This window comes from Micromonospora sp. CNZ303, from assembly GCF_004345505.1.
Genome location: NZ_SLVT01000006.1, coordinates 184,233 through 201,654, shown reverse-complemented (window position 1 = coordinate 201,654; position 17,422 = coordinate 184,233). Strand labels below are relative to the sequence as shown.

The 17,422-nt window shown below is 73.6% G+C and carries 13 protein-coding genes; 6 read left to right on the top strand and 7 right to left on the bottom strand.

The window, feature by feature from the left end:
* Window positions 1-8 precede the first annotated feature (8 nt).
* The 3 genes from EV374_RS12530 to EV374_RS12520 are packed head-to-tail and all read left to right on the top strand — an operon-like array spanning window position 9 to window position 4,350.
* Window positions 9-1,187, top strand: coding sequence for an ATP-binding protein (locus EV374_RS12530; protein ID WP_132234790.1), 1,179 nt, complete (start codon window positions 9-11; stop codon window positions 1,185-1,187).
* The gene (locus tag EV374_RS12525; protein ID WP_132234788.1) at window positions 1,184-2,227 is read left to right on the top strand and encodes a ParA family protein; all 1,044 of its coding nucleotides are present in this window, start codon (window positions 1,184-1,186) and stop codon (window positions 2,225-2,227) included. Before EV374_RS12530 ends, EV374_RS12525 begins: the two co-directional genes overlap by 4 nt.
* A complete protein-coding gene (locus EV374_RS12520; protein ID WP_132234786.1) occupies window positions 2,224-4,350 on the top strand; it encodes a DEAD/DEAH box helicase in 2,127 nt (708 codons plus the stop codon). Before EV374_RS12525 ends, EV374_RS12520 begins: the two co-directional genes overlap by 4 nt.
* Before the next feature lie 132 nt (window positions 4,351-4,482).
* On the opposite strand, the gene EV374_RS12515 is transcribed toward EV374_RS12520, so the two are convergent.
* The gene (locus tag EV374_RS12515) at window positions 4,483-5,694 is read right to left on the bottom strand and encodes a S1 family serine peptidase (protein WP_132234784.1); all 1,212 of its coding nucleotides are present in this window, start codon (window positions 5,692-5,694) and stop codon (window positions 4,483-4,485) included.
* A 370-nt stretch (window positions 5,695-6,064) separates the two neighbouring features.
* Here EV374_RS12515 and EV374_RS12510 point away from each other — a divergent pair, with 370 nt between their 5' ends.
* Window positions 6,065-7,102, top strand: coding sequence for a hypothetical protein (locus EV374_RS12510; protein WP_207914114.1), 1,038 nt, complete (start codon window positions 6,065-6,067; stop codon window positions 7,100-7,102).
* Window positions 7,103-7,200: 98 nt separating this feature from the next.
* On the opposite strand, the gene EV374_RS12505 is transcribed toward EV374_RS12510, so the two are convergent.
* The 4 genes from EV374_RS12505 to EV374_RS12490 all read right to left on the bottom strand — a co-directional run bounded on the left by EV374_RS12505 (window position 7,201) and on the right by EV374_RS12490 (window position 14,440).
* Window positions 7,201-7,929, bottom strand: a complete 729-nt coding sequence (locus EV374_RS12505) for an HD domain-containing protein (protein ID WP_132234782.1) — start codon at window positions 7,927-7,929, stop codon at window positions 7,201-7,203.
* A 108-nt stretch (window positions 7,930-8,037) separates the two neighbouring features.
* Window positions 8,038-12,204 carry a SpoIIE family protein phosphatase gene (locus tag EV374_RS12500; RefSeq protein ID WP_132234780.1) on the bottom strand — a complete coding sequence of 1,389 codons (4,167 nt, stop codon included), beginning with the start codon at window positions 12,202-12,204 and terminating at the stop codon, window positions 8,038-8,040.
* A gap of 438 nt (window positions 12,205-12,642) precedes the next feature.
* Window positions 12,643-13,344 (bottom strand): alpha/beta hydrolase family protein, encoded by a 702-nt coding sequence (locus tag EV374_RS12495; RefSeq protein WP_132234778.1) that lies wholly within the window; start codon window positions 13,342-13,344, stop codon window positions 12,643-12,645.
* A 109-nt stretch (window positions 13,345-13,453) separates the two neighbouring features.
* On the bottom strand, window positions 13,454-14,440 hold the full coding sequence (locus EV374_RS12490) for a LacI family DNA-binding transcriptional regulator (RefSeq protein ID WP_132234776.1): 987 nt from the start codon (window positions 14,438-14,440) through the stop codon (window positions 13,454-13,456).
* A 157-nt stretch (window positions 14,441-14,597) separates the two neighbouring features.
* Here EV374_RS12490 and EV374_RS12485 point away from each other — a divergent pair, with 157 nt between their 5' ends.
* Window positions 14,598-15,818 carry an MFS transporter gene (locus EV374_RS12485; RefSeq protein ID WP_132234774.1) on the top strand — a complete coding sequence of 407 codons (1,221 nt, stop codon included), beginning with the start codon at window positions 14,598-14,600 and terminating at the stop codon, window positions 15,816-15,818.
* Between the two features lie 154 nt (window positions 15,819-15,972).
* Entirely contained in the window at window positions 15,973-16,308 is a 336-nt protein-coding gene (locus EV374_RS12480) for a hypothetical protein (protein WP_132234772.1), read from the top strand.
* Between the two features lie 22 nt (window positions 16,309-16,330).
* Here EV374_RS12480 and crcB read toward each other — a convergent pair whose 3' ends face one another.
* Together crcB and EV374_RS12470 are read right to left on the bottom strand one after the other, a co-directional pair.
* Window positions 16,331-16,693: a fluoride efflux transporter CrcB gene (crcB, locus tag EV374_RS12475; protein ID WP_132234770.1), complete on the bottom strand. Its 363-nt coding sequence runs from the start codon at window positions 16,691-16,693 to the stop codon at window positions 16,331-16,333.
* Window positions 16,690-17,187, bottom strand: coding sequence for a FluC/FEX family fluoride channel (locus tag EV374_RS12470; protein ID WP_132234768.1), 498 nt, complete (start codon window positions 17,185-17,187; stop codon window positions 16,690-16,692). The genes crcB and EV374_RS12470 overlap by 4 nt, the downstream gene beginning before the upstream one ends.
* Window positions 17,188-17,422 lie beyond the last annotated feature (235 nt).

Sequence of the window (17,422 nt, the reverse complement as noted above, 5' to 3'; positions counted from 1 at the left end):
ATCAGATCATGGGCAACGACCTCGCCTCGCTCCTTGGCACACAGGAGACCGCGACCCTCGAATTCAAGCGGGAGGCGAAGGACCGTAACGCGATCCGGAAGGCCATCTGCGCGCTGGCCAACGACTTGGCGCAGCGTGGGGGCGGCGACCTGCTCATTGGCGTGGACAAGCACGGGCGGCCCGTGGACGGGCTGGACACCTCCGACGAAGCTCTGCTGACCTTCACCAGCATCCGGGACGAGGGAAGGATCCTTGACCGGCCGTCAATGGTGGTGAGTGTCGAGCCGTACCACGGTGCGCCGGTCATCCGGATCCGGGTCAACGCCTCGCACACCCCACCCGTGCGGTTCGACAACATCGTCTACGTCCGGCCTGGGCCTTCCACCCGTACGGCGAGCAGCAACGACGAGAAGGTGCTCTCCGAGCGGCGGCGTTCCTACGACGTGCCATTCGACGTTCGGCCCATCGTGGGCGGCACGCTGGACGAACTGGATCTCGACCTCTTCCGATCGGGGTACCTTCGGCAGGCGGTCGACGTATCCGTGCTCGAGGAGAACCATCGGTCGACCGAGCAACAGCTCGCCTCGCTGCGTCTCGCGGACCTGCAGAACCACCCGACGATTCTAGGGTTGCTGCTCGTCGGAGTCGATCCGACCAGTCGGATTCCCGGCGCTTACGTGCAGTTCGTGCGCTACGAGGGAACGGACGTCGGTGGCGCGGTGCTGGACGAGCAGGAACTCCGACTGAATGTCATCGATGTGGCCGAGCGGCTGGAGACGGTGCTCAAGGGGCATCTGCGGACCCGGCTGGTGGAGGTGAGTGGCTTCCGTGAGGAGTCTCGTCCCAACTACCCCATCGAGGCCCTGCGAGAGGTGTGCATGAACGCCCTCATGCACCGCAACTACGAGTCGTCCAACGCGCCCGTGCGCGTCGCCTGGTTCGACGATCGTGTCGAGGTGACCAATCCTGGCGGCCCCTTCGGGCAGGTCCGAGCCGACAACTTCGACCGGGTCAATGACTACCGCAACCCGTCGCTGGCGGCCGCCATGAAGTCACTCGGGTACGTCAACCAGTTCGGCCGAGGGATCGGCCGCATAAGGGTCTCGCTGGCGAGGAATGGAAACCCGCCGCCGGAGTTCGTCGTCGACGACGCCTCATGGACCGTGCTGGTCAGGAGGGCTTCATGATCTCGGTCGCGCTGTTCAACAACAAGGGTGGCGTTGGTAAGACGACGCTGACCTATCACCTCGCGCACATGCTCCAGAGACTCGGTCATCGTGTTCTCGCAGTGGATCTCGATCCACAGTCCAACCTGACGGCGGCGTTTCTTGACGAGGACGAACTCAGCGAGATCTGGCAGGAGGGGCTCGAGTCGACCTGGCCGCTTGTGGACGGGCAACAGAAACTCCTGCTTCGGGCGCACCGCGACTCGGGCACGGTCGCCTCTGCTGTGCAGCCGATCATGCAGGGGCTCGGTGACGTACGCTTCGCCGATCCGATCACGATCACCGATGGCCTTTGGCTCGTGCCGGGTGACCTCAACCTGAGTGCCTTCGAGGACAAGCTGTCCGCCGCGTGGCCGAACAGCCTGATCGGTGATCCAGCGGCCCTTCGGACCACCACGGCCTTCCACCGACTGATCACCGATGCCGGTCGCCGCGTTCGCGCCGACATCGCCCTGGTCGACGTCGGGCCGAACCTCGGCGCCATCAACCGGGCAGCGCTGCTGGCGGCCGACACAGTCCTGATGCCCCTCGCCGCCGACCTCTTCTCGTTGCGTGGACTCCGCAACCTGGGGCCGGCCCTGCGGGACTGGCGGCGGGTGTGGCAAGGCAACGTGCTTCCGCACGTACCGGCCGACATCGCGGCGCCGAAGGGCACGATGACGCCCCTCGGATACGTCGTCATGCAGCCCAAGATGAGACTCGACCGTCCGGTGAAGGCGTATCAACGGTGGCTCGACAGGGTGCCCGTCGTCTTCGCCAGTTCGGTGCTGAACCAGGCCAGTGGCGCGGACGACCGCTCTTACGAGGTCGCGACGCTGCGCAACTACCAGAGCCTGATGCCGCTGGCGCACGACGCCCGAAAGCCGATGTTCGACCTCCGATCAGCTGACGGCGCGCTCGGCAGCACCCAGACCCTCGTGCAGCGGTGCTTCCAGGACTTCAGGTCGTTGAGTGAGAGACTTCTCCAACGACTTCACGAGGCACGCGCAGACGAGGCATGAGCAGCGCCGAACTGCTGCATCCGGTCGTGTTGCACCACGTGGTCAACACGCTGCAGTGGCCGGCGCTGCGGCCGTTGCAGGACGCAGCCGTCAAGCCGCTCCTGGCCGGCGAGGACGCCCTGCTCCTCGCGCCCACCGCGGGCGGCAAGACCGAGGCGGCGGTGTTCCCGCTGCTGTCCCGGATGGCGCAGGAGAACTGGTCGGGTACCTCGGTGCTCTACGTCTGCCCGCTGAAGGCGCTGCTCAACAACCTTCTGCCCCGCCTGGAGACCTACACCGGCTGGCTCGGCCGTCGCGCCGCGCTATGGCACGGCGACGTGACGATGGGACGGCGCCGGACGATCCTCCGGGAGCGGCCTGACGTCCTGCTCACCACGCCCGAGTCCCTGGAGTCGATGCTGGTCAGCGCCTCCGTCGACCACGACGAGTTCTTCGGTCAGCTCCGGACGATCGTGGTTGACGAGGTGCACGCGTTCGCCGGGGACGACCGGGGCTGGCACCTGCTGGCCGTCCTGGAACGCCTCTCCCGGGTGGCGGGTCGCCCGGTGCAACGGGTCGGCCTGTCCGCGACGGTGGGGAATCCCGACGAGCTGCTGGGCTGGCTGCAGGGCGCCGGCCGTGACCAGCGTCCGGCGCGGGTGGTGGCACCGGGCATCGGCACGGCTGGCGTCACGACGGCGGCATCGCCAGCCGCCGGCGAGATCGAGTTGGACTACGTCGGGTCAGTGCACAACGCGTCCAAGGTGATCGCGGCCCTGCACCGGGGCGAGAAGCGGCTGGTGTTCTGCGACTCCCGCGCGCTGGTCGAGGAACTCGGCCAGCGGCTGCGGGCGCTCGACGTGACGACGTTCCTCTCCCACGCCTCGCTCTCGGTGGACGAGCGGCGGCGAGCCGAGGAGGCGTTCGCGCAGGAGCGGGACTGCGTGATCGTGGCCACCAGCACGCTCGAGCTTGGCATCGACGTGGGCGACCTCGACCGGGTCATCCAGGTCGACGCCCCTCTTACCGTCGCCGCCTTTCTGCAGCGGATCGGCCGGACCGGCCGGCGGCCCGGCAGCAGCCGGAACTGCCTCTTCCTGACGCTCGAAGGGGAGGGACTGCTGCACGCCGCCGGGCTGCTCCACCTCTGGGCCCAGGGCTGGGTCGAGGCGGTCGTACCGCCGCCGGAGCCACGGCACATCGTGGCCCAGCAGATGCTGGCACTGTCGCTCCAGCGGCACCGCGTCGGCGACCAGGTGTGGCCGGGGGAGTGGAACGGCCTGGCACCCTTCGACAGGAGCGCCGAGGTGATCGTGCGGCACCTCGTCGACCGCGGCTTCCTCGACGTCGATTCCGGGATGCTCTTCATCGGGCCGGAGGCGGAACTGCGGTTCGGTCGACGGCACTTCATGGACATGCTGGCGGTGTTCACCGCCCCGCCGCAGTTCACCGTGCTCTCCGGTCGCACCGAGATCGGCCGGATCGATCCGGCGCTGCTCACCGCGAAGGTTCAGGGCCCCCGACTGTTGCTGCTCGCCGGGCGGAGCTGGCGGGTCACCTACATCGACTGGAAGCGCCGGCGCTGCTTCGTGGAACCAGCCGACGGCGGCGGCAAGGCCCTCTGGATGACCGGTGGCTCACCGCAAGGGCTGTCGTACCGGATGGTCCGGTCGGTGCGCGACGTTCTCCTCGGCGCCGACCCGCCGGTCGCCATCACCGGGCGGGCCAGCACCAGGCTGGCCCAGTTGCGCGAGGAGGCCACGCCCCTCGTCCATCCTGGCGGCACGGTGGTCGTCCGCGACGGCGACGGCGAGACGAAGTGGTGGACGTGGGCCGGGTTCCGGGCCAACGCCACCCTGATCGCCACCCTCAGCGAGATCGCCGATCCGACCCAGCGGTACGACGACGCCTCGATCCGGCTGCGACCCGACGTCGACCGGGACATGGCGCGGGCTGCCATGGCCGACGCCGCCGAGCGGCTCTGTCTCCCGGACGTCAGCGAGAAGGCCCTTGCCGGGCTCAAGTTCAGCGCCGCGCTGCCCGAACGGCTGGCGGTGGCGACCCTGGCCGCGCGGCTGGCCGACGTGCCGGCGGCACGCGCGGTGCTCGCCGAACCCACCCGGGCCGTGCACCTCCCGGACTGATCCGTATGAGTGCCGGCGCGCGGCCACCTGCGGCACGTGCGGGACGAAGCCGGACGGGGCCGCCCCTCCGGCGGTCGACGGACCGCCGGAGGGGCGTGCGCGTCGGGAGACGGCCCGACGGATGATGGTGGGCTAGCTGCCGCCGACCACCACGACGGCGCCGGTCGCCGCCTCTACCTGGTGGATGGGCACGAAGTACGAGGTGTCGACGCTGTTACCGCAGGCGTGGCTACCGACCGCAGTCAGGTCGGTGGTGTCGGACGTGGTGGTGTTCCACTTGACCACCGGGGCGCCCGAGTCGCCGCCGAGCGTGGCGCCGTCGTTGGCGTGCCCGGTCACGGTGTCCACCTGCACCATCCGCTTGCCCGCGCAGGTCGCGTTGGTGGAGGTGACGAGACCATGGACGAGGCCGCCGTTCGCGCCGGAGACGTAGACCGCGGACCCGACCGCCGGCCACGTGGTGTTCTTGGCCGTGACCCCCCGCTTGGTGGTGGTGTTGGTGGGGCCGAACCAGATGTGCCGGCTGAATGCCTCGTCCGAGTTCCACGGCGCCAGCATCGCCACGTCGGTGCCGAGCGACTCGTAGTTCGAGCTGACCCGGGCGACCCCCCTGCCGTTGTGCCAGAAGATCCTCCCGTTCGGGCCGCAGTGGCCGGCGGTCGTCATCCAGTTGCTGTTGGTGCCGCCGCGCGTCATCCGGAAACCAGCCGTGCAGAAGGCTGCGTCGTTGCCCGAGCCGTCGCTGCCGCCCCAGAGCGCCATGCCGCCGTTGTAGAGGCTGACGTCGTTGCGTCGGCTGACCTGCTGCACGATGCCGGCTGCGGAGACGCTGACCCGGGGCGTGAGACCGGTGGCCCTGGTGGCGGCGGCCGTCAGCTGCTCGGACTCGCCCGATGCGTGGATGACGATCTGCGCACTCAGCTCGTCCAGCGTCACCTGGTGCACTCGGCCGGCATGCGGGCCGGCCCAGTCGCGGGAGTCGTTCAGCCTCGCCGTCGCGACCCGCAGGCTGTCGATCGACCTCGTGGCCCGTTCGAACCGGACCGCGACGTCCCCGGCGCGGCGTGACGTCGCGCCAAGGCGGGCCTTCAGGGCCACTCCGTCGGCGTTGTCGACGTAGCGGACCACGAGTTGCCCGGCGGTCTCGTCGAAGTAGGTGCCGCCGGATCCGGCCCGGTGGCCGGCGAGCACGGCTTCCAGCCGTTCGTTCTGGCGGCTCACGGCATCGATGTCCACGGCGGGGGCGCCGGGGCCGGGAGACGCGCCGGGAGCGGCGCCAGCGGGGTGGCCCATCCCGGCCAGGAGCAGCAGGACGGAACCGAGGATCAAGACAGGACGACGCATTCGGCCTCCAACCGGTAGTCGCGAGGTGTACCTGCGCCGGCGGCACGGATCGTCGAAAAGTCGCTGCGCCTCGCAGGGCGGGAAACCGCACCGCGGGCACAGCAGATGAATTTCGTCGCGTCCCCCGTAACGCCAACATCGCTCACCGTAGACGTCCTACATGGACCGGGGGAGACTTGTTTTCGTTCACCGCATCCGATACCCGCGCGCCAGGCGGTTCGGAGGCGCGGTTGCGCCGCGATCGCGTCACCGGATCGGGGCCCCTCGTGCTGGCCGGATCACGCTAGACTCCGGGCGGCCGGCGCGTTCGTCGGGAAGGCTGCCGCCGCCGCTCCTCGCCCGCTCCGACTCGCACGTCCACGGGGGACCGATGCGCAGATTCTTGGCACCCATATTGACTCTCATCGCCGTCCTGGCACCGCTTGGAGCGGCCCAGGCGGACAAGGGTCCGGTCACCCGGACGACACTGGGCAGCCCGGTGAACTTCGCGCCGGGGGGCGACCGCCTGATCGTCGGCACCACCCTCAACCTCGTCGCCGGCGAGTCCCGCCACCTGCGCGGGCGGCTCGAAGCGACCAGCAGCACGACCGTCATCGTGGCGATGAACGCCACCCTCAAGTGCCTCGGCGGGGGTGCGCAGGTCGGCATCTCCTCAACCTCGTCCCGCAACCACGAGGGCAGCGACACCACGTCCTACGCGGTCGACGGCCACCTGCCCCTCTATGCCGACCTGCTCTTCACCGCGCCGACCAGCGGCTCCTACCAGTGCGGCCTCTACGGTCGGACGGCGACCAGCCGCACCGACCTCACCTACCACCTGACCGCGGTGGCCGGCGGCTACACCTGGCTGGAGGCGAGCCAGACCAACCAGGTCGGCGCGCACTGGTGGCAGAACCCCGTTTGTGACAGCATCGGCTCCTCGCCGACCTGCACCTACATCGGTCCCGGCCAACCCGACTCCGCGTTCGTCTTCTACGAGCCCGGCGTCCCGCACGACAAGTGGACGGTCGGCGGCAGCACCACCGCCGTGCAGGCGCTGGCCAACGTCACCATGACGACCTGCTACCAGGGCACCGCGTCGTGCGACCGGGTGCCCGAGGCGTACCGGCTGGCGCGGACGTCCGGCAGCCACTCGGTGGTGAACGTCCGATTCGAAGTGCTCCAGATGGATGCCGACGGCACACACACCTGCAACAAGACGACCACCGCCGTGTCGGCGAAGACGATCCTCGACGACGCCCACCACTACACGGCGTACCTGTCCCTGCCGAGCGTGCCGGTGCTCAGCACCTGTGGGCGGCAGTTCATGATGCGCGTCTACGTCGAGCACATCTCGGGCAGCCCGATCAAGATCGACGGTGTGCAGGGTCAGACGTCGCTGGCCAACGGCATCATGATGAATCTCTGACCGTGCCGCGTGCCGCCGGCGTGGTGCTCGTCGAACCCACCCGGGCCGTGCATCTCCCGGCCTGATCCGGATGAGGATCGACGCGCGGACAGACGCGGTCAGTTCGGGTGGGGTGGTTCGTCGAGGATGGCGCTGAAGCGCTCCTCGGCCAGGTCGAGCTGGCCGAGGATGTGCTCCTTCACCGGCGCCGACAGGGGAGTGTCCGGCCGGGTGACGAGGTCGCGGTAGACCGGCACGAGCGGCCGGTACTTGCGGGCCGACGAGGTCACCTTCGGGCCGACGGTGTGGATGACGCCCACCCCGTTGTCCGTGAAGTCGGAGATCTTGATGACCCGCGCCCACGGCTCCCGGTCGAGGCTGGCCGCCACGTGCTCCCGGTACTGGACGTGCTTGTCGCGCCCCGGGTCGTACGCCGGATTGGTGACCGCGCCGACCAGCCGGGCCACCCGCGGGCCGAACCGCTCCGCGAGCACCGCCAGGGCGGCGGCGGTGGCGTCCTCGCCGTGGTGCGCCCCGGCCAGCTCGTCGGGGTGGTCCTCCACCGCGTCGTGCAGCAGGCCGGCGACGATCACGTCGACGTCGCGGACCTGGTAGTGGTGCATCATCCGGATCGCCACCCGCAGCAGGTGGTTCAGGTAGGGCTCGCGTACCCGCCGGTCGTCGCGGTGCAGCTCGGCGGCCAGGTCCAGGGCCTCGGTGAGCCGTTCCCGGGCGGCCTCGTCGAACGCGCGCAGCTCCAGCCGGAACCGGGCCAGCAGGCCGGGCTCGCCGTGGATCTCGGTGATCGCGTGCATCGGCATGGTGGCCAGGTAGGCGGGAAACTCCATCCGCCACTTATAGCCGATCTTCACCCTGCCGGGGGTCCCTGCGGTCGGCCACCCGACGCCGGCACCCCTGGCCCAACGCCACCGCGGCGCTCGGCCAGGGGCAGCCCGTCAGGTGCCCGAGACGCGCTTGACCAGGCGTACGGTGGTGCCGTCGGCGCTGCCGGCGACGGTGGCCTCGTCCATCAACCGGGTCATGATCAGCCGGCCACGGCCGCGCTCGCTGTCGTCGGGGCTCGCGTCCCGCCACCCGCCGGTGTCGCTGACCACCATCTCCAGCCGGTCGGCGCGTAGCCGCCCCCGGACGGTGACGGACGCGTCCGGGGCGAAGCGGTAGCCGTGCTCGATCGCGTTGGCGCACGCCTCACCGGCCGCGATCAGCACCGCGTCGACGTCTGCCTGGCCGATGCCGAGGCCGGTCAGCCACTCCCGCAGCGCCTCCCGCGTCGGCGCGAGCTGCCCCGCGTCGGCGGTCAGCGCCGCGGCGAAGACCGCCGGCTCCCGATGCCGGTAGACCAGCACCGCCACGTCGTCGTTGCGGGTGTCGGGCAGCAGGTCCCGGACCATCCGGTCGGCCAGCGCGCCCTCGGGCAGCTCGCGGCCCTGGGTGAGCGCGGCGACCGCGCGGGAGATGCCGGCGTCGATCAGTTCGCGGCGTCGTTCGATCAGCCCGTCCGTGTAGAGCAGCAGGGTCGAACCGGATCGCAGCCGCGCCCCGGCCTCCGGCCGGCGGGGCACCGTGACGCTGGCCAGCGGCACCGAACCGGCGTGGGTCAGCAGTTCGGCGGAGCCGTCCGGGTGCACCAGGATGCCCGGCGGGTGGCCCGCCGAGGAGTAGCGGAGCACGCCCAGCGAGCGGTCGATGATGGCGCAGAAGACGGTGGTGCAGGCGCCGCCGGGCACCATCCGGGCGAAGTCGTCCAGCGCGGACAGCACCTCGGCGGGGCTCTTGGCCTGCAGGAGCAGGGCGCGCGAGGCGCTGCGCAGCTGCCCCATCACGGTGGCGGCGGGCAGGCCCCGCCCCACCACGTCGCCCACCACCACGCCGACGAGGTCGCCGGGAAGCTGGACCACGTCGTACCAGTCGCCGCCCACCTCGAGCGGCGCCACCGCCGGCTGGTAGCGGGTCGCGAACCCGGCCGGCAGGTCGACCGGGCCGAGCATCGCCCGCTGCATCGCCAGGGCCACCGTCCGCTGCGTCTCGAAGGCCCGCGCGCGGACCAGCGCCTGGGCCAGCGCCGCGCAGAGCTGTCGTACGAGCGGCCGGTCCACCGTCTGCTCCGACCGGGGCGGGTCCAGCTCCAGCCACACCCCGCCGGGCGCCCCGCCCGGCTCGACGCGTGCCCCGAGCGCGGTCACCCGGCCCGCGTCGTCGACGACCAACTGCGGCTCGCCCTCGGCGGGCAGCCCGTTGAGCGCCCGCTGCACCTGCGGGGTCAACGTCAGGCCCTGGGTCACCGCGAACGGCGTGCCGGCGGCGTCGGCGCAGACCGCCAGGCCGCGGGCGCCGTCCAGCAGGGTGCACAGCTCGGACAGGCCGGCGTCGAGCACCTCGGCCACGTCGGTGGCGCGGGCGAGCCGGCCGGAGAGCGCGGCCAGGGCGGACTGCCGGGCGGCGGCGCGGACGTCGGCGGTCACGTCGCGCAGGGTGGCGACCCAGAGGCGGCGGCCGGTACGTGGCTCCCGCAGCGAGTTGTAGACCGCCTCGGCCCAGATCCGGTGCCCGTCGGCGTGTCGCAGCGGCAGGGTGACCCGGCCCCGGCGGGCGTCCCGCGCGGTGCGCAGCACCTCGATCAGCAGGCGCCGGTCGCCGGGCGCGGCGTCGGCCTCCGGCCACCACGGGTGCGGCGGCGCGACCGGCGCCGCCAGCGGGGCGGCGCCGACCAGGCGGCAGAACGCCTCGTTCGCCTCGACCAGCGCGCCGTCGGCGTCGACCACGGCGAACGCGTCCTGCAACGACTCGATCAGGGCCGCCCGCCAGGTCGCCTCCTCGTTGCGCAACCGGGCCAGCTCCAGGTGCGCGCTGACCCGGGCCAGCAGCTCCTCCGAGGAGAAGGGCTTGGCCAGGTAGTCGTCGGCGCCGGTCCGCAACCCCTCCACCGCGGCCTCCTCACCGGCGCGCGCGGAGAGCACGATGATCGGCAGCCCGGCGGTACGCCGGTCGGCGCGCAGCGCCCGGACCAGCCCGAAGCCGTCCAGGCGGGGCATCATCACGTCGGTCAGCACCAGATCGGGCACCCCCTCGGCGATCCGGTCGAGCGCCTCCCGGCCGTCGGCCGCGACGACCACCCGGTGGTGGGGTGCGAGCAGGCCCGCGAGGAACGCGCGCAGGTCGGCGTTGTCGTCCACCACCAGCACCGTCGCGGCGTCCCGGGCGTCGTCGTCGGTCGCGTCCGCCTGGGCGGGCGCGGCCTCCGGCAGCCAGTGCAGGGCCTCGGCGACGTACGTCTCGTGGGCCCGCTCGCGGGGCGTGGCCGTGGCGGTGGGCCGGCCGTACGGCAGGCGGACGGTGAACGTCGAGCCCTCGCCCTCGACCGAGCGCACGCTGACCTCGCCACCGTGCAGGTGGACCATCTCCTGCACCAGCGCCAACCCGATGCCGGTGCCCTCGTGCGACCGGCCGCCGGCGCCGCGTACGCGGTGGAAGCGGTGGAACAACAGCGGCTGCTGGTCGGCGGGGACGCCGACCCCGGTGTCGTCGACGGTCAGCGTGACGTGTGCGTCGTCGCCCCGCAGCCGCAGCCGCACCGCGCCGGCCAGGGTGTACTTCAGGGCGTTGGAGAGCAGGTTGACGACCACCTTCTCCCACATGTCGCGGTCCACGTACGCGGTGCGAGGCAGCGCCTCGACGTCGACGCGGTAGGTCAGCTCGGCCTGGCGCATCGCGTACACGAACGACTCGGCGACCCCGGCGGTGAGCGCCGGCAGGTCGGTCTCCACCCGTTCGGGGTCCAGCCGGCCGCCCTCCAGACGCGCGAAGTCGAGCATGTCGTCGACCAGCTTGCGCAGCCGGCCGGTGTTGCGGTGCACCAGCTCCAGGCGTTCGCGCTGGCCCGGGGGGAGCGGCTCGCGGCGGTCGGCGAGGCTCTCCCGGACCGGCCCGGCGATCAGCGTCAGCGGGGTGCGCAGCTCGTGGCTGACGTCGGTGAAGAACTCCGTCTTCGCCGCGTCCAGCTCGGCCAGCGCGGCGGCGCGACGCCGCTGTGCCTCGTACGCCAGCACGTCGCCCAGCGCCGTCGAGACCCGGTTGGCCACCAGGTCGAGGAAGCCGCGGTACGCCTCGTCCAGCTCACGGAAGGGGCTGATGCCGACGACCAGCACGCCGGCCGGGTGGGGCTGCCCGGTGGCCAGCAGAGGCAGCACCACCACCTCGTCCACGGGCACCCCGACGACCGCCCCGGCCCCGGCGCGGGGGTCGCCGGGCAGGGCCACTCCCCGGACCCGCGCGGGGCGGCCGGTGCGCGCCACCTCGCCGATCTGCGGCAGCCACCCGGGACCCGCGGCGGCGTCGTCCTCGGGCACGCCGACCGCGGCGGCCAGGACCAGTTCGTCGTCGGACTCCCGGCTGCCGCCCAACCCGGGGCCGGTGAGGTGGCTGCCGTCGTCCGGCGTCACGCCCCCGGGACGTAGGTAGATCATCGCGGCGGGCAGGTCGGCCGGGCTGCCGGTGAGGACCCGGGCCGCCGCCCGGACGGCGTCGCGGGTGGTGTCCGCCGCTGCGATGGAGATCGAGCCCAGCTCGCGCAGCGTCTCCAGCCGCCGGTCACCCAGCACCCGGGCCGTGACGTCGGTGGTGGCCACGAAGACGCCGGGAACCCTGCCGTGCCCGGCGCGTACGGGGCTGTAGGAGAAGGTCCAGTACGTCTCTTCGAGGTAGCCGTGCCGGTTGAGCAGGAGCAGCTGGTTCTGCGCGTAGGTGGCGCCGCGCCCGGCGAGCACATGGTCGGTGAGCGGGCCCAGTTCGTCCCAGACCTCCGCCCAGCACCGCGCGCCCGGCTGACCGATCGCGGCCGGGTACTTGTCGCCGAGCACCGGCGTGTACGCGTGGTTGAAGATCTGCACCAGCTCGGTGCCCCACCACAGCAGCATCGGGATCTTCGACGGCAACACCGTGCGCACCGCCGCGCACAGCTCCGGCGGCCAGGTCTGCACCGGGCCCAGGGCGGTGGCGGCCCAGTCGGTGGCCCGGTGCGCGGCGCTGGTCGGGTCGTCGCCGGCGAAGAGGTCGTCTGCGGACGCCCCGGCGCCCGCCGGTTCGACGCGCTGCTTGGAATCCACGTCCCGGCCCCCTGTCCCCGCGTTGGTCTCCGGGTCGCAAGCAGCCGCCGTGTCCTGCCCCTCATCGTCCCGCCGGGGACACTTTCCCCAACCGGCCACGCCCGAACCGTCCATCGACGTGACCCGACCCGCACCCCGACCCGCACCCCGACCGGCGGCCCGCCGAGCGACTCCCCGCCCGATCCCCGCCCGATCCCCGCCCGATCCCCGACCGATCCCCGCCACCCCGGGCCACCTCCCGCCGCCGCCCCGTCGCCCGCCGCCCGTCGCCCGCCCCCGTCGCCTGCCGCCTCATCGTCGATCATGCAGTCGTGGTGCCTCACGAATGCCGCAGAACACCCCACACCGCCCGCCAGAACTGCATGATCGCCAGCGCCAGCGGGCAGCGCCAGCGTCAGCGGGGGCGGCAGCGGGGGCGGGGGTGGGAGCGGGGGTGGGTCAGGTGGTTAGCCAGGTGGTGGCGCGGGTGCGGATGGGGGTGGGGATCTCGTGGGAGCCCGGGAACTCGTCGTAGGTGACGTCGTAGCCGAGCGAGCGCAGGCGGGGGACCAGGCGACGGCTGCACACGTCCACCGGCAGGACGGGGTCCCGCGTGCCGTGCGAGACGTAGACCCGGGGCCGGCCGTGGGTCACCAGCGGCGCGGCGAAGCCGGGGGAGAAGGCCAGCACCGCGTCGACCAGGTCGCCGTTGGTCAGGCCCAGGGAGAGGGCGTACGAGGCGCCGTCGGAGAACCCGCCGAACGCCACCCGCGCCACGGGGTAGCCGGCGAAGGCCGTGGCCAGCAGGCCGTCGATGCGCCGTACGTCCGTCCCGAAGCCCTCGCCGCCGATCAGGTCCCAGCTGCTCGCCACCGCCTGCGGGGCGACCAGCAGCAGCCGGTGCGTGTCGGCCACCGGCAGCAGCAGGTCCAGCCCCTGCCGGGCCGAGCCGCCGGCCCCGTGCAGGAGCAGCACCAGCCGGTACGGCGGCCCGTCGACCGGCTCCGGGGCGTACACCATCGCCAGCGCGGCACCCCGCGGATCGGTCAGCGACGCCAGCCCTGCGGCGGCCAGGGCGGTCGGCGGCGCCGGACGCGCGGCGAGCCGGCCGTGCCGGGGGTTCTCCGCCGGCTGCCGGTGCGGCGGCGCGGGCTCGGCCACCGGATCACCCCTCCTCGTCCTGGGCGGGCATGCGCCGGCGGTTACCCGCCAACCCGACCCGCAATCCCACCGGTGGGTCCCACCGGCGCGGCTGTGGCCGAGGGCCGGCTCAACCGCTCACGCGGCGGACCAGCCGGGACGGGAACATCGTCGCCGGCGGCACCGGTCGACCGTCCAGCACGGCCGTCGCCGCCGCCGTGGCGATCTGCGTCACCGGATGCGTCGCCGTGGTCAGCGCGGGGGTGGTCATCGCGGCGAGCGGGATGTCGTCGAAGCCGGTGACGGCGACGTCTCCGGGCACCTGGACGCCGTCGCCGCGCAGCCGGTTGATCACCCCGAGCGCGGTCGCGTCGCTGCTGCCGACGATCGCGTCGGTGTCCGGCCAGCGCTCCAGCACCTCCCGGGCCGCCGCCCGGCCGCGGTCCGCGCTGAAGTCTCCCGGCACCAGCCGCTCCGGCAGGGCGGCGTCGCGCACGATCCGCCGGTACGCGCCGACCGACCGGCCGGCGCAGGACAGCCAGCGAGGCCCGGTCACCATGGCGATGCGGCGACGCCCGGTGGCGTACAGGTGCCGGACCACGGCCTCGGTGCCGCCGCCGTTGTCCACGTCGAAGGCCGGGACGAGGGCGGAGCCGATGCCGATCGAGGCCACCCGACCGCGCAGCCGCGCCGGGACCGCGTCGAGCACCCCCTCGGTGGTGTTGATCAGGACGACCCCGCCGACGCTGCGGTCCCCGGCCAGCCGGCGCACTTCGCCCGGCGAGCGGGTGGGCAGCCAGTGCAGCGCCACCCCGAGTCCGTGCGGCGCGCAGACCCGGGCGCACGCGCCGAGGACCCGGTGGACGTACGGGTCGTCGAGGACCGTCGCGGCGGTGCCGGTCACCGCCACCACCAGCCGGAACCCGGTGCCCTGGACGAGCGCGCGGGCGGCCGGGTTCGGCGCGTAGCCGAGCCGGTCGGCGGCGACGTTCACCCGCTCGCGGGCGGCGGGGGAGGCGTAGCCGGTGCCGGCGAGCACCCGCGAGGCGGTGGCCCGGGAGACGCCCGCCGCCCGGGCGACGTCCTCCAGGGTCGGTGGTCGGTGTGTCGTCGCCATTCCGGTCCTCCCCGTCGTCGGCCGTCGCGGCGCGGACGGTCGACCGAATCATCCCCCTCCGGCGCGTACCCGGTAAGGGGTGGGGCCGGGTTGTCCTGAGAGCGCTCCCAGGTGTGGGATCGGGCGGTAGACCACCCGAGGCGAGAGGACCGCCACCGTGAGCCGCACCATCGCCCCGCCCGCCGCGCCACGCCCGGCCGTACCCCGGGCGGTGCTGGCCGCCCGTACCGGCGTGGCCGTGGTCTTCGCGCTCAACGGCCTGGCCGTGGCCACCTGGTTCTCCCGGGTGCCCGCCGCCCGGGACGCGCTCGGGCTCAGCGCGGGCCGGCTCGGGCTGCTCCTGCTGGCCATGTCCGTCGGCGCGCTGCTCGCGATGCCCACCGCCGGCCTGGTGGCCCAGCGGCTCGGGGCGGCCCGCACGGTCGCGCTCTCCACCCTGCTCCTCGCGGCCGGGCTGACGGTGACCGGGGTCGCCGCCGTGGCCGGCTCCCTGGCCGGGGTCGCGGTGGGGCTGTGCGCCGTCGGCTACGGCTCCGGCCTCTGCGACGTGGCGATGAACGTCGAGGGCGCGGCGGTCGAGCGGCGGCTGGGGCGCACGATCATGCCCCGCTTCCACGCGGCGTGGAGCCTCGGGTCCGTGGCCGGGGCCGGGCTCGGCGCCGGGGCGGCCCGCCTCGGCGTGCCGGTCGCCGCGCACCTCGCCGCGCTGGCCGCGGTGGTCCTGCTCGGCACGCTGCTGGCCGTCCGGTCGTTCCTGCCGGTGGCCGAGAGCGGCACCGCCTCCGCGTCGGCCGCTCCGGCCGAGCGTCGCCGTGAACTGCTCGCCGCCTGGCGGGAGCCCCGCACCCTGCTCGTCGGCCTGCTGGTGCTGGTGTCGGCGTTCGCCGAGGGCAGCGCCAGCGACTGGCTGGCGGTCGCCTTCATCGACGGCCACGGCCTCAGCGAGGCGGCCGGGGCGGCGGTCTTCGGTGTCTTCGTCGTCGGCATGACCCTGGGCCGCACGGCAGGCACCGTCGCGCTGGACCGGTGGGGCCGGGTGCCCGTCCTGTCCACCACGATCCTGCTCGCCACGCTCGGCGCGGGCGTCGCGGTGCTCGCCGACTCCGGGCCGGTGGCGATCGCCGGCGTAGCGCTCTGGGGGCTCGGCGCCTCGCTGGGCTTCCCGGTGGGGATGAGCGCGGCGGCCGACGACGAGCGGCGGGCGCCGGCCCGGGTCAGCGTGGTCGCCGTGATCGGCTACACGGCGTTCCTCGCCGGCCCACCGCTGCTCGGCCTGCTCGGCGACCGGGTCGGCACCCTGCGGGCCCTGCTCGTCGTGCCACTGTTGCTGCTGCCCACCCTCGCCCTGGTGCCGGCCACCCGCCCGCCGGCCCGCTGAGCGGTCACCCGGCCCGTGCTCGTCCGCCGCCCCGCGCGGCGACGACCGGCGCGCGCGGCGACGACCGGCCCGCGCAGGGGGCTCCCAGGTGCGGCGCAGGGGATTGCCAGGTGGCGGTGCTGCACTGGGGGGACGCCGAGGAGAGGAGCCGGGCATGGGCTGGTTCAACCGGCGGCCGCGCGCCGCCGACGCGACCCCGACGAAGCTCGACCGCGAGGCGACCCGGGAGGACCTGGCCGCGTTGGAGGCGTTCGTGGCCAGCCGCCGGGGCGTGGAGTTCTACCTGGAGCCGGAGACCACGGCGACCGACACCACCGTGGTCGCCATCGCCCACGACGGCGAGTGGATCCGCCGTCGCACCGGCTCGCCGCGCGCCGCCGGCTCCATCGCCCGCAAGCACGCGGTGCCGCTGTACGAGGCTGCCCGCACCGGCTATCCGGAGCGGATGCGGGCGTGGAACCGGGCCCACCCGGAGCGCCACGCCCGCTGAACCGCCCGCTGGAGCCGCCCGTTCAGCCGGCGACGGCCCGGGCCAGGGCGAAGCCGACGGTGGCGGCGCCGAGGCCGGCGGCCACGCTGGACAGCACGTTGACCAGCGCGAGGAACCGCCGGCCCCGGCGCGCCAGGCGCAGCGTCTCGTACCCGAACGTGGAGTACGTGGTCAGCGCGCCGCAGAAGCCGGTGCCGAGCAGGGCGCCGGCGGTCGGCCCGACGGGCAGCCCGGCCAGGAGACCGAGCAGCAGCGACCCGGTCACGTTGACGGTCAGCGTGCCCCACGGGTAGGCGCTGCCGAGCCGGGCCTGCACCGCCCGGTCGGTGAGGTAGCGCAGGGGCGCGCCGACGGCCGCGCCGAGCGCGATCAGCAGGACGGTCACCGGCCGGTCCCGCGCTGCGACCGGCCGTGGCGCGCGGCGTCGAGCAGCCGGCCGGCGGCGGCGTCGCCGAGCCAGACCGCGACCAACGCCCCGAGCAGGGTGGCGGCCAGGTAGCCCAGGGCGACCTTCGGCGCGCCGGCGTCGAGCGCCAGGCGGACGTCCACGGCGTACGTGGCGAAGGTGGTGTAGCCGCCGAGGACGCCCACGCCGAGGAACGGGCGCAGCAGCGGTCGGCGGCCATCGGAGCGCTCCAGCGCCGCCATCAGGACGCCGATCAGCAGGCACCCGGTCAGGTTGACGGCGAAGGTCGCCCACGGGAAGCCCGTCGGGCCGTGCGGGACGGCGTGCTGGAGACCGGCCCTGGCCAGGGCGCCGAGCGCGCCGCCGGCCGCGACGGACCCGAGCACCGCGCCGGGGCGGGTGGCCAGCTCGCCCCGGTCGGCGGGTACGCGCAGGTCGACGTCGGGGTCGATCCGCGGATCCGGTCCGGTCACCTCGCCCTCCCCGCCGGTGCCACGGACGTGACCTCGGCGCGCCCGCCAGCCTAACGTCCGGCGCGGCGGTCGTCGGGGCGTCGTCCCGGGCGCGTGAGCGCACGACGGCGGCGTCGGGTCGCCCCGCCCGGTCCCACCACTGCGACCAGGACAGCGGGACGCGAGCCGGAGCCGGAGGGCCCGTGCCGGGTGCGTTGGTCCGGGCGCGCGGGCCGGCGTACCGTACCGGGACCGG

What these genes read in the sequence shown, in the direction of transcription:
- EV374_RS12530 (WP_132234790.1), top strand. Translation starts at nt 9, where the DNA reads ATGGGCAACGACCTCGCCTCGCTCCTTGGCACACAGGAGACCGCGACC.
- EV374_RS12525 (WP_132234788.1), top strand. Translation starts at nt 1,184, where the DNA reads ATGATCTCGGTCGCGCTGTTCAACAACAAGGGTGGCGTTGGTAAGACG.
- EV374_RS12520 (WP_132234786.1), top strand. Translation starts at nt 2,224, where the DNA reads ATGAGCAGCGCCGAACTGCTGCATCCGGTCGTGTTGCACCACGTGGTC.
- EV374_RS12515 (WP_132234784.1), bottom strand. Translation starts at nt 5,694, where the DNA reads ATGCGTCGTCCTGTCTTGATCCTCGGTTCCGTCCTGCTGCTCCTGGCC.
- EV374_RS12510 (WP_207914114.1), top strand. Translation starts at nt 6,065, where the DNA reads ATGCGCAGATTCTTGGCACCCATATTGACTCTCATCGCCGTCCTGGCA.
- EV374_RS12505 (WP_132234782.1), bottom strand. Translation starts at nt 7,929, where the DNA reads ATGGAGTTTCCCGCCTACCTGGCCACCATGCCGATGCACGCGATCACC.
- EV374_RS12490 (WP_132234776.1), bottom strand. Translation starts at nt 14,440, where the DNA reads ATGGCGACGACACACCGACCACCGACCCTGGAGGACGTCGCCCGGGCG.
- EV374_RS12480 (WP_132234772.1), top strand. Translation starts at nt 15,973, where the DNA reads ATGGGCTGGTTCAACCGGCGGCCGCGCGCCGCCGACGCGACCCCGACG.